Genomic DNA, 12594 nt, shown 5'->3' with positions numbered 1-12594 from the left:
TTTGGGTTGATTAGAGTTCGAGCAAGTAATTAAGCTGAGTAATAGATAGGATGGCATCATGACCACCTCGCTTTTCAATCAAAGCATTATTCAAAGTGCACTCGATCTCGACGTGTACAAAATTAATATGATGCACGCCGCTTACAAGCTGTATCCCAGCACCCAAGTGCGATATGAACTTATTGTTCGTTCGGATGAAGACTTGTCCGATCTTAAACATGACGTCGAACATGAGATTCTACGCCTCGCCGAGGTCAACTTCAGCAATGAAGAGCGCCGCTACCTGACTGAGCAAGCGCCTTACCTTGATAGCACGTTTATTGACTTCCTAGCAGAGTTTCGTTTTCGTCCAGAGTCTCAGGTGGAAGTGTGTGTTTTACCAACAAAGGGTAAAGACCAACTACGAGTGTCTATTCGAGGTCTTTGGCATGAGACGATCTTGTATGAAACTCTGGTGATGAGCATCATTTCCGAAGTGCGAAATCGCCGCCGTTGGCCCTCTATTCCCTATGCACAATTTCAGAAAACGTTAGTCGATAAAGTGGATTGGTTACGTCGCGAACTCAAGCGCCGAAACATCACCAACTTCCAGTTTTCAGAAATGGGCAGCCGCCGCCGATTTAGCGCGCAGGTTCAACATGACGTGGTGGATTATTTGCGCCAACACGCCTCAGATCTAATGTCGGGCACGAGTAACTATCACTTAGCTAAACAGTTTGGTCTCACACCTATTGGTACTGTCGCCCACGAGTGGTTTATGGCACATCAGCAATTAACAGAGCCCGCAAAGTCTCAACAGGTTGCCCTTGATCAATGGCATACAACCTTTGGCGGTCAACTCGGTATTGCACTCACCGACACCATTGGGATTGACGCCTTTCTCGCTGACTTCAGTCTTGAACGCGCGAATGCGTATGCTGGCGTGCGCCATGATTCCGGTTGCCCCTACGCGTGGGGTGACAAAATGATCGCGCACTACGAAGCATTGGGAATCGACCCGAAATCCAAAGTACTGATCTTTACCGATGGACTCAATTTTGAACGCGCATTAGACATTTGCGACTACTTCAAAGATCGCGCTAATGTCAGTTTTGGAATCGGCACCTTTTTAGCCAATGATATGGGCGACTGGCGTGATGGTCAGATTCAGTACCAGCCTCTGTCCATGGTCGTAAAACTGGCAGAATGTAATGGACAGGCGGTCGCCAAAATCAGTGACGAGCCTGAAAAAGCGATGTGCGAAGATGAGGTATTTCTGACGGAGTTAAAGCAGAGCTTTGGTCTTATCTCTGCGCTAGATAAAGCAAGTTAGATTCTTTAACCAAGAACGGAGCCAGTGGCTCCGTTTTTGGTTGGGTGAGCTATAAACTCATGATCTTTTTGAACTCTTCTTCGGAATACTTCTTCTCTGTACTCTTGGTCAAATCGGTCATCATTTTATAGCGAATGTCTGTCGCCATATTGAGTGTCCGTTTAAGCTGACCATAAGAATAATCCGCCGCCATATCGAGAGCCGCTTGCTTATCTTGCTTGTACATGTCACTGAGCGTCGCATCTAGGTGCTGCACTTGTTTATACAAACGCGTTTCTTCTTTGTCCCACGTCTGTTTTAGCATGGGCAAATATTTTTCTGGGTTCGCTGATGCAAGAGCGGTCAAGCTTCTAAACTGCCAATAAGCTGAGTCGTCGCTGTAGGTATCATCCCCCACTTGGTAAGCCTTAGGGTATTCCTGTAACGTTGAGTAGAGCGGAACCAGAACAGACTCTGGCAATACGCCAAAGCTTTGCCAAATCACACCTTGCAGCTCTTTGGGCATCTCTGCACGAAGCTGAATAATGTGAGATTCTAACTGGCGTTCAACCCGAATTGGACGTTTCGCTTTTCCTTCTAGTGCAGTTCCATCGTAAGTTGCACTCAACACTTCAGCCACATCTTCAACACTGATTTTGTCATCCGGCTGCATAAACAGCGGATATTGTGCTAATCGGCTTTGCTGATACTTCGATGGCGTCAACATTTTTTGCCCGAGCCATTCACGGTCAATGTTGTATTCATCCCCCACCACGCCAAACGCTTTAGCAAAGTTGAATGATTGGCGATCAACCTTGTCGAGCAACTTGTGCTTTTCTACAAACTCGAGCATGCCTTGCGAATGCAGAACGTCCTCACTGGCAAGGTCGACGCCATGAATACGCAGTCCATTGGCAATCATCGCGTAGCTGTTATCAGGCACTTTAACCGCAATCCAGTGATGACCGGAGCCAATTTCAAACAGCCAAGCTTCGTTGACGTCGGCGATATAGAGGCTATTTCCTTCCCCCGCCCCATATTTTTCAATGTAGTCTCCAAGCAGTTCCACGCCTTGCTTGGCGCTCTTCGCTTGCGGGAGAATCAAAGTGGGAATAATCGCTTCAATAATGCCTGGTTTCACCAAAGGGTCCGCTTTGGCAACTTTGTCATTCACTTCAGCACTGGTGGTAGCCGACACCGCGACGTTGTACTCGTTAATGCCGCGTTCTTCGTAGTATTTGCCGTCACTGTCAACGGTGATGGCGTCCCAATCGGGAATAGAAGAGTAAGCCAAGAAGTGCTCAGGCATTGGCACCACCAAGCCATTGCCGAGTGTCCAATCTCCAGGCTCGTTATCTTGTGCAGAGCGATACTCAAGGTACTTGTTCCAGTTGTTGATGCCAAAGTCTTCGTTGCGAGCAATCATAATGCTGCCATCAGCCGATGCTCCTTTACCAACAATTAAACCCGTACACGCAATTGCATTACCACTGAGCGCCACAGCAATGGCGCTCGCGGCGAATGTCACAGACCATGTTTTCATCTCTTCTATCTCCATTTTGGATCAAATTAGGCGAATTCAGCTTCAATCTGTGTTTGCAAATTATTATTGTTTGGAAAGCTGTTGTTGGCAGTCTAGCGAGGTATTGGCGAGATTAATGATCAATGGATCACAGAATACAGACAACAAAACATTGAATAAATATCTGAAAAATATGCAATTTATGGATATTTTAGCGAGCCCACTCAACGTGTTCACACTGCCAACCAAACTGTTCGCAAAGCGATTGCAACTCTTGCACTTCTGCTTTGGTTTGCTCGGTCAGCCATTCAAGGATCTCATTGGCGATTGGAGTATGGTTTTTCTGATAACAGAGGTAGTGCCAATCACTGTGCTGCAGCGCGATGTTTTCTGGGCACTTGAGGAACCTTCGTTTGAGTTCAGGTAATACCAATAACAGATCAGTCACCGTCACTCCTTGACCAGACAAACATGCACTTAACGCTAAATCTAAACTGAAAAAGACCGTATCTCTGCCGCGCTTTTTCCCCTTCAAATTCGCGTTAGCAAGCCACAGTTTCCAATCTTGATGATCAAGCGTCGCGTGGAGGTGAGGCAACTCAAGCACATCTTCAATTTGAATGGTTTGTTCAGACATCAACTCTGCATAAACCGGAGCCATGTATTCTGCTCGTAAAAAGCGAATCCCCGGCAGACCCAAGTAGCGGTCTCTATGGCGAGTGTTTAAGATCAGTAGATCGCAGTCTTCGTGCTCCAGTACCGGATCTTCTTCAATCGATGGGATGATAACAATCTCGTGTTCGGGGTATTTCTCATTGAGCAACGCGACGTTAGGCATCAAAACACGCGTCGCATAACTTAGTGCGCTCTTAATCACAATCCGCTTTTTAACTGGCGCTTTCCACTGGGCAATCAATGCATCTAGGTTATGGTAGTTTTGACGTAAAACTTGGTAGAGATCTTTGCCATGTTCAGTCAGTTCAATAGAGCGGTGCTTGCGGGTAGCCAAGCTGACACCAAGTTCGGTTTCAAGTTGCTTGATCTGCCGACTCACGGCGCTTTGCGTCACATTGAGTTCATCTGCCGCGGCGGTAAAACTCATCAAACGCGCGACAGCTTCAAACACTTTGAAGGCATTGTGAGAGTATGGAAGATTGGAATAAGGTCGCATCGTCTTTCTCATGAGTTTAAGTTATGTCAGATTGGCATAAATGTCATTTGAACGCCAGTAAGATTATTCGTACCTTTGTGTGATACTGATCACGAGGCGCCCAATGAAAAAAATTCTCTCACTTGCTATCCCACTCATCATTTCGCAAATGATCTCCATGGCATTGGTGTTAACGGATGTTTGGATGATGTCGCGCTTGAGTGTTTCTGCGATCGCAGCAGGTGGTTTAGGGGCGTCGGTCTACTCTTTTGTGTTTATCATTGCAGGCAGCACCGTTGGCTGCGTAGCGAATTTGATTGCCATCGCTTATGGGCAGCGAATCGCTCGCCCTGAGTATGGCAATCAACAAATTCGTTTAGCCGTGAAAGGCGCGGTCCTTCTGTCTTTGGTGCTTTCTGTTGTACTCACAATTAGCTTTGCGTTTGTTCCTCAACTGCTTGCACTGGCAAACCAACCCACTGAGCTCGCACAGCCGGCGATGGCGTATGTCGACACCTTAAAGTGGGCCATGTTGCCTTCCCTACTGCTGCTCGTATTACGTGGTTTAACCAGCGCCTTTGGCAACGTGCGTTCAATTATGGTGATGTCACTGCTTACCGTGTTGCTCAATGTGCCAATCAGTTATGTACTCGCTTTCTCACTGGGTTTTGGGTTAGCTGGATTGGGCGCAGGAACGGCACTTGCGGCGACAATCGTGATGGTTGGCTATGGCATCTGGGTATTTAAGCGCCCTGAGTACATGGCATTTGCCCCATGGTTGAATCGAGATGAGTATTCTTGGTCATTGCTAAAACCGTTGCTCGCCATGGGATTGCCCATTGCCCTTGCTGCGCTGCTTGAGCATGGTCTGATTTATGGCGGAACGTTAATGGCAGGGACAATCAGTATCGCTGCGTTAGCTTTACACCAAATTTTGCTGCAATGTTTGAGTTTCACTTGGAACATCAACTTTGGTTTCTCGCAAGCCGCGGCCATTCTTGTTGGGCAAGACTTCGGTGCCGAAAACTACGACGGTATCAAACGTACCGCCCTGCGCAGTTTTGGCATTACCACCGTGTTAAGTGTGGTGTTAGCGGGTGGATTTATGCTGTGGCCCGAGTTTATAGCTAGCCTGTTCAATCTTGATGCTGAGCTCAGCACTCTTTTGACCATGGTGTTATGGGTAGTAGCACTGTCGTTTGTGGTCGACGCTTGGCAACTGTTAGCAATTAACCTATTACGCGGAATGAAGATCGTGATGGGACCGACCATTATGACCGCCATTGGCTACTGGGCATTTGGCTTACCGGCTGCGTGGATATTGATGCCGCAATTTGAATTAGCAGGCATTTGGGGTGGTATTGGCATTGGTTTGGGCGTAACTGGAGTACTGTTACTGGCGCAGTTACTGTTTGCCATTAAGAAAACCCGTCATCATCAACCCCTTGCTGTCGCGGCTGGCTAGCCGTTACTATGTCGCCGAAATTAAGGCGAGGCGGTGCATGACTGATTTAGAACTGGAATTTGAACACATCTACTTAGAAGTTCGCGGCCAAAGATGGCAGCACATCGAGCGATTCTTGTTGAGTTACTTCTGCTATCGGGAAGGGTTTATCTCAAGCAAAGGCAAACCCGATTGGGAACTTGCTCGCGCCTCTTGCCCGCGTTCTTCTAACGTTCACTCTTTAAAGCACTCAACACTTGAACCAATCGTGCCACTTGATGTGATCATTGGCGAGATCAAACGTTACTGGCGAGATGGCGATCTGACACCAAGTAGACTCAGACGAATTTTGGATAGTTTGCTGCGCTTCATCACCATCGACAAACAAGAAAAATCCGCCCTCAAAAACGCAGGACTAGAAAAGGCAATGCCCGCTTGCTGGTATCAATCGGAGCAAAGAGACCCGATGGCACGCTTTGCTCAGGTTAACATTCATTTGTTGGCTGATACCTGACGACGATAATGTATTTTGGCAGGAATGCTGATCTGTTCTGGCGCTTTGCTTGGGTGCTCTAACACGGATTGTCCGGCATTGAAGAGGGCTTGAGCAATAGATTCGCAATCTTGCTCTACCGAGTCAATTTTCAGCGGTAAGCAATCAAGAATGTCATAGTTGTCAAACGTTGCGATCTGAATGTCTTCCGACAGCATGTCGTGCTCTGTCAGATAGCGCAGTACCCCTTCAAGCAAGGAGTAAGAGGCGGTAAACACCGCTTTGGGTGCACAGCCACGACTAGAAACTGCATTCGCCATCAAGTCGTAACCTGATGAAGGTTGATAGTCTTTGTTGAGCACATGTTCTTGTCGAAAGTCGATACCCGCTTGCAGCAAAGCCGCTTGGTAACCGATAAATCTATCTCGGCTGGGCGACAAATCCATCTGCCCGCCGATGTACCAGCACTCGTCTACTCCCTCAACCAGTTTGCTCACCACCTCCTGAGTTGCACTCGCAGCGTCCGTTTTAATGGTTGTAAACGCACTATCCTCAAACACTCGGTCAAACAAGATGATCGGAGTTGTTTGCTTAATTTGTTGTAAATACTGCTCATTGGTGAAAGAGGTCGCGACAAACAGCACATCAACTTGTCTATCCACCAAACTTTGGATGACTTGCTTTTCCATCTCAGGGTTGTCATCGGACGACGCAATCAACAGCTGATAACCGTGATTTCGGCATAAAACCTCAAGCCGCTTGGCAATAGAGGCAAAGCCCATGTTGGCAAGATCCGGAATCACTAAACCTGCGGTATATGTCTGTTTAGACTTTAACGCTCGCGCATAAATACTAGGGGAATAATTGTGGGCTGCGGCAATTGCCTCAACTTTCTTAACCGTCTCTTGGTTGATTCGGTGTTTTTTCGCGTGCCCGTTGAGCACAAAACTCACCGTTGATTTTGAGACACCCGCTAACTGAGCAATATCAGCCAGTTTTAATTTTTTAGTGGTCATTTTTTCCCTGAGCATTTGACACTTTGCCCGTCTATTCTACTGTCATTGAGAAAGATTTCTAATGCTTTCCGAATGGAATGACGATCGCTTAGCATAGCCGCTCAAAAGATCGTTTTAGATCACAAATTACACTCGCTCTTGGCTGTTTTGGCGGATTCGAATAGCAAGCTAAACCGTTTTAGCCATATAATTAGCGCATCAACTATGAACGACTGAGGTAACAATCATGAACAGAGTTTGGGTAACGGGAGACGCGGTTGTCGACTTGATTCCAGATACACCATTTACCTACCTAAAGTGTCCAGGTGGGGCGCCTGCTAATGTCGCGGTCGCTATCGCTCGATTAGGAGGCAACAGCGCTTTCTTTGGTCGCGTTGGTCAAGACCCACTCGGTCGTTTTATGAAACAAACACTCTCAGATGAGCATGTCGACACAGAGTTTATGCGGCTTGATGAAGCTCAGCGTACTTCCACCGTGATTGTTGATCTTGATGATTCTGGCGAACGTAGCTTTACCTTTATGGTGAAGCCGAGCGCTGATCAGTTTCTCGAACTTGCCGATATCCCAACCTTTCACGCGGGTGAGTGGCTGCACGTGTGCTCTATTGCCCTCGCGAACGAACCAAGCCGCAGCACCACTTTAGAAGCCATGCGTCAGATTAAGGCGGCAGGTGGTTTTGTCAGTTTTGATCCCAATTTGCGTGAAGAAGTTTGGGTAAATCCAGAGGAGCTAAAACCTGTGGTTAACCAAGCGATTGAGTTAGCCGATGTGGTGAAGTTTTCTGATGATGAGTTGATGTTGCTGACAGATTCAGATTCGTTAGAAACCGGATTACAGGCTATTGAGAAATACAACAACACGCTGGTACTGATCACTCAAGGCGCCAAAGGCGCACTGGTTGTGTTTAACCAGCAACAACGCTTGCTATCAGGTCAAGCGGTCAAACCGGTGGATACCACAGGCGCAGGGGACGCGTTCGTTGGCGGATTGCTTGCCAAACTGTCACAACATAATGACTGGGCCAATACGGATACAATCGAAGCCGCGGTGCAATGGGCGAACGGTTGTGGCGCACTAGCCACCACTCAAAAAGGCGCGATGACGGCTTTGCCTAGCGAACAAGCACTGCTCGATTACATTCGTTAGTTCATTCCATAAACCCAAACAGTAAAAAGCCCCAACGTTTCGAGTTGGGGCTTTTCAGTTATGGATGACTTAATCTGCAAATGGCGCTCGACTTGGATTTAACCGCTTCACTCGCGCCAAGCTCGGCGTACCTGAGAGTGAGATTCCCGTGGCGTGCGGCTCGGTAAACACTCTAGATGTCATTACCGCGTCGCCATCATTGATGAACACTTCAACCGAGGAACTATCGGCTAAAATGCGCAAGCGAATCTTGTCACCGGTTAGCGGCAATTCGCGTATCGTATCCTGAGCGCGATTAAGAGTTTGAGAGCGATCCATCACGAACGCTCGGCGCAATTGATCAGCGATCAGCATCAACTGACTTCCCTCACCCTCAAATAGGTTTAGCTGGCTGCCCCACTCTAACTCAATGCTTAAATCGAAACTCTTGGTCTCGAGATTGTAGCCTTGATCACTGAGCATTATCGATTGCTCCGGCTGAGCCAAGGCATCTAGCTCAGCGATGGGCCACTGCACCAATCGACCATCTTTGACCGATAACTCTCTCATCAGCGTTAATTGATGAAGCCAGCCATTATCGACCGAAGGTTGGTCAATTTCATCGGGTAATCCCATCCAGCCGCACATCACGCGTCGCCCATCAGGTGTTAACATGGTTTGCGGTGCGTAAAAATCAAAACCATAGTCTAGGTGCTCAAAGTCCGACAGCTCAATACCCTTGTCTGAATTGAACCTTGCCCGAGCGATGCCATTGTGGTGCGGAATTGTGTTGTGCTCTGAAAACGACTCAATGCCTTGCGGGCCAATGACCGCAAACGTTTCGTCCCCAATGCTGAATAAATCGGGACATTCCCACATGTAGCCAAAATCGCCGAACTCTTGACCATATAAACCGTCAAACTGCCAAGTGTGCAAATCCTCAGATCGGTATATGGCGAGTCGCCCTTTAAGATCCGACGTTTGAGCACCAAGCAACATCAACCAAGAATCATTGTGGCGCACAATTTTAGGGTCACGAATATGGGGAGTTACCCCTTCAGGCAGTTGCTCGACAATAGGGCCATGCTTGGTGAAGTGAATACCATCTTGTGAAGTGGCTAAACACTGGGTGGTATGGCGGTCACGCTGTTCACCAATCCGTGTATTGCCAGTGTAAAACAACATAAGTTGATTCTGATGGCTTAAGGCATGACCGGAGAAAACACCGTGTGCGTCAAACCAATCCGAGGGCGTAAGCGCAACAGGTTGCCACTGCCAATTGACCAAATCAGGACTGGTTAGATGCGCCCAGTGTTTGTCTTTATGCACGCACGCATGTGGGTACCACTGATAAAACAGGTGGTACTCGCCATTGTGGAAAATGAAACCATTTGGATCGTTGAGCAAACCTTGTGGCGGTGAAATGTGCCAACTTGGTCGATGGGGGCATTGGGCTGGCTTGGTAGCGCTCGCTAGTGCTAACTGCTGTTGCTCTGAAATCATACGACCTATTTTAAGCAGTGCTTCTTCATCAAAACAGCGAGTGCGCTTAAAGGCGACTTGATGCTCTCCAAGTACCTCTCTAATTGCAACGATTGAGGAGCTATCAGTCACTTTGCTGACATCCTCTACCGCAATTATTAGCTCGTCATCGGGGGCCAAAACCCGAGTTATATTGTTTTTTCCACCACAGAGTGAGAGATAGTGCTCAACGGACATTGGACCTTACCTAAAAAATTGGGAACGTTTGCAAAATACATCATCAATCTGGAAACTACAAGCTACTCACAACTGTTCATACTGGCACTCCGTGATCTCACGCACAAAAAAAGCCTGACGAATCAGGCTTGGTAAAAGGAATAATTAAGTCGCTGCTAGCAGGTTTCTCGCTCTACATTTTGGAAAGTCAAAACCAGTTTGCTCATAACTTGAGGCTTACCTTCGATCAGCTCAAGTAGCATTTTTGCACCATTTTCTCCTGCTTTATCAAAAGCATAGTTAAACGTCGATAACGTAGGAGAACTAATACAACCGAGCTCATCATTACCCACGCCCAGTACTTTAACCTGCTTGCCTACTTCAATTCCCGCCTCTTGCAGTGCCTTAATCGCCCCTACAGCAATTCGGTCGGTCGCGCAGAAGATGCCATCAACATTTGGGTAGTCTTGCAGAATCTGTTTTGTGTTGGCATAGCCTGAATCTATGGTGAACTCTCCGTGACAGTGGAAAAGTAGCTTCTTTCCTTCAGACATTGCCATGGCTTGCGCCAAACCATCAGAGCGCAGTTTATCTACCGCCAAGTCAGAATCCGCCACACCCAAAAATCCAATCTGCTCACACCCTGCTGCAATGAGTCGATTCCCTGCTTCGAACCCGACCCTTAAGTCATCATGCACAACGCTCGGAATGTTGAACAACGAACCATCTTGACCCACCAGCACTACAGGCGCTTGTGATTGAGAGATCGCTTTGACCAAGTCCGCATCAATATGAGTGGCGTAGAGCACAATCCCTTCGACTCGTTTCTGATTAAACAATTGAATATATTCAATTTCTTTTTCATTTGATTGCTGCGTGCTGGCCAGTAAAACCTGTTTTCCTGCCCACTCAAATATGCGGCTTAAGCCATCCATTCCTTGCGCCGTCGCGTGGGATGAAACGCGCGGGACAATAACACCCACTAAGTTTGTCTTCTGCGATTTGAGGTCTTTGGCAACTTGGTTGACCACATAACCAACCTCTTCCACCGCCTTCATCACTTTGGCTTTGGTCGCCTCTTTGACGCCGTATTCGTTATTGATGACTCGAGAAACGGTCGACTTGGAGACACCAGCCAGTTCCGCGACATCGTGTAGACTTGCCATTGCGAGATCTCTAATTAAGTTATTGGGATTGTTTGCAAAAACTACCAGATCTGGAAACAAAATCCACTTTGCCCAATCGGTTTAGCAAAATATTTTAGCAGATCCATCTCACATAAAAACCCAATATGTTTTGACTGAATTGAATAGATCACCAAAAATCGACTTTGCAAACGTTCCCGAAAAGAGTTTAACCACCTTTTCCAAAGATTCATTAAATAGCAAAAACAACAACTGGGGTTTGGAATGAACTATCCGATTATTGCAAAAGAGCTGCTGGAGCTTCTTGGAGGCAAAGACAACCTTCAAGCGCTCGCCCACTGTGCGACACGCCTACGTTTAGCACTAAAAGATGATTCAATTATTGATGAAGACGCTATCTCGAACCTAGAAGGTGTCAAAGGCCAATTTAAAGTTGCTGGGCAGTACCAGATCATTTTTGGATCTGGCATCGTTAACCAAGTCCACGCGGAAATGGCGAAGTTGACTGGCATGAGTGATATGTCGACCAACGACGTCGCAAGTGCGGGTGCAGAAAAGCAAAACATTGTACAGCGCGCGGTGAAAGGTCTTTCAGATATTTTCGTCCCGATCATCCCTGCCATTGTTGCTGGTGGTCTGTTGATGGGTATTTTCAACCTGCTGACCGCTCAGGGGTTGTTTATTGAAGGTCAGTCACTGATCGAAGCAAACCCAGGCCTTGCGGATCTCGCGAGCATGATCAATACCTTCGCCAATGCACCATTTGTCTACTTGCCTGTTCTTCTTGCATTTTCTGCCAGTAAAAAGTTTGGCGGTAACCCATTTTTAGGTGCGGCGCTTGGTATGTTGATGGTTCACCCAGACCTGTTAAACGGCTGGGGATTTGGTGGCGCTAGCGTTGCAGGCACCATCCCGACTTGGAACATCTTTGGTTTCGAGATCCAGAAAGTCGGTTACCAAGGCTCTGTATTACCGGTATTAGTCTCTGCCTTCATTCTTGCAAAAGTGGAAAACGGTTTACGCAAGTTCATCCCGTCGGTACTGGATAATCTGCTCACTCCGATGTTGGCGATTTTCATCACGGGTTTCCTAACCTTCACACTGGTTGGTCCTATCACTCGTGACATCGGTTTCCTACTCGGTGATGGTTTGAACTGGTTGTACGACTCAGCTGGCTTCATTGGTGGCGCCCTATTTGGCTTCATTTATGCGCCTTTTGTTATCACAGGTATGCACCACAGTTTTATCGCCATTGAGACTCAGTTACTTGCCGATATTGCGGTCACTGGCGGGACGTTTATTTTCCCAATCGCGGCAATGTCTAACGTTGCGCAAGGCGCAGCAGCATTGGCGGTAGGCTTTAAGACCAAAGACATCAAACTGAAAGGGATTGCGATGCCATCAGGTGTTACGGCATTACTTGGTATCACAGAGCCAGCGATGTTTGGTGTTAACTTGAAGCTTCGCTACCCATTCATTGCTGCGGTTATTGGCGCAGCGACAGCAAGTGCGTTTATCACACTGTTCAATGTCAAAGCACAAGCATTAGGTGCAGCAGGCTTGCCGGGTATCATCTCAATCATACCAAGCCAAATCGGATATTACGTTGCTGGTATGGCAATCTCGTTTGCTGTCGCTTTCGGTCTCACTCTAGTTTTGGGTGCCCGTGAAAGCGTAAAAGCAGGAAAAGCGGCAACCGCTTAATCCTT

The 12594-nt window shown here is 47.5% G+C and carries 10 protein-coding genes; 5 read left to right on the top strand and 5 right to left on the bottom strand.

Going from position 1 to position 12594, the window contains the following annotated elements:
• Nucleotides 1–58: 58 nt before the first annotated feature.
• The gene (pncB, locus tag ACUALS_RS06210; RefSeq protein WP_454449109.1) at nt 59–1312 is read left to right on the top strand and encodes a nicotinate phosphoribosyltransferase; all 1254 of its coding nucleotides are present in this window, start codon (nt 59–61) and stop codon (nt 1310–1312) included.
• Between the two features lie 49 nt (nt 1313–1361).
• On the opposite strand, the gene ACUALS_RS06205 is transcribed toward pncB, so the two are convergent.
• Both ACUALS_RS06205 and ACUALS_RS06200 read right to left on the bottom strand, forming a co-directional pair.
• Nucleotides 1362–2834, bottom strand: a complete 1473-nt coding sequence (locus ACUALS_RS06205) for a C69 family dipeptidase (protein WP_454449108.1) — start codon at nt 2832–2834, stop codon at nt 1362–1364.
• Between the two features lie 190 nt (nt 2835–3024).
• On the bottom strand, nt 3025–3984 hold the full coding sequence (locus ACUALS_RS06200) for a LysR family transcriptional regulator (protein WP_454449107.1): 960 nt from the start codon (nt 3982–3984) through the stop codon (nt 3025–3027).
• Between the two features lie 103 nt (nt 3985–4087).
• Here ACUALS_RS06200 and ACUALS_RS06195 point away from each other — a divergent pair, with 103 nt between their 5' ends.
• Entirely contained in the window at nt 4088–5428 is a 1341-nt protein-coding gene (locus tag ACUALS_RS06195) for an MATE family efflux transporter (RefSeq protein WP_038189214.1), read from the top strand.
• Between the two features lie 37 nt (nt 5429–5465).
• Nucleotides 5466–5921 (top strand): hypothetical protein, encoded by a 456-nt coding sequence (locus tag ACUALS_RS06190; protein ID WP_454449106.1) that lies wholly within the window; start codon nt 5466–5468, stop codon nt 5919–5921.
• Here the strand turns inward: ACUALS_RS06190 and ACUALS_RS06185 are convergent.
• Complete coding sequence (locus ACUALS_RS06185) at nt 5900–6916, bottom strand: substrate-binding domain-containing protein (RefSeq protein ID WP_454449105.1); 1017 nt, start codon at nt 6914–6916, stop codon at nt 5900–5902. The genes ACUALS_RS06190 and ACUALS_RS06185 overlap by 22 nt on opposite strands.
• A 226-nt stretch (nt 6917–7142) precedes the next feature.
• Between ACUALS_RS06185 and ACUALS_RS06180 the strand changes: the two genes are divergently transcribed.
• Nucleotides 7143–8063: an aminoimidazole riboside kinase gene (locus tag ACUALS_RS06180; protein WP_454449104.1), complete on the top strand. Its 921-nt coding sequence runs from the start codon at nt 7143–7145 to the stop codon at nt 8061–8063.
• A 69-nt stretch (nt 8064–8132) separates the two neighbouring features.
• Here ACUALS_RS06180 and ACUALS_RS06175 read toward each other — a convergent pair whose 3' ends face one another.
• Both ACUALS_RS06175 and ACUALS_RS06170 read right to left on the bottom strand, forming a co-directional pair.
• Nucleotides 8133–9761, bottom strand: a complete 1629-nt coding sequence (locus ACUALS_RS06175) for a glycoside hydrolase family 32 protein (RefSeq protein ID WP_454449103.1) — start codon at nt 9759–9761, stop codon at nt 8133–8135.
• Between the two features lie 155 nt (nt 9762–9916).
• Nucleotides 9917–10906, bottom strand: coding sequence for a LacI family DNA-binding transcriptional regulator (locus ACUALS_RS06170; RefSeq protein ID WP_454449102.1), 990 nt, complete (start codon nt 10904–10906; stop codon nt 9917–9919).
• A gap of 243 nt (nt 10907–11149) precedes the next feature.
• Here ACUALS_RS06170 and ACUALS_RS06165 point away from each other — a divergent pair, with 243 nt between their 5' ends.
• Nucleotides 11150–12589: a sucrose-specific PTS transporter subunit IIBC gene (locus ACUALS_RS06165; protein WP_454449101.1), complete on the top strand. Its 1440-nt coding sequence runs from the start codon at nt 11150–11152 to the stop codon at nt 12587–12589.
• The last annotated feature ends 5 nt before the right edge of the window (nt 12590–12594 follow it).

Source organism: Vibrio sp. NH-7, from assembly GCF_053643215.1.
The sequence above is the reverse complement of the archived record's forward strand: the minus strand, read 5'-3'. Positions and strand labels throughout refer to the sequence as shown.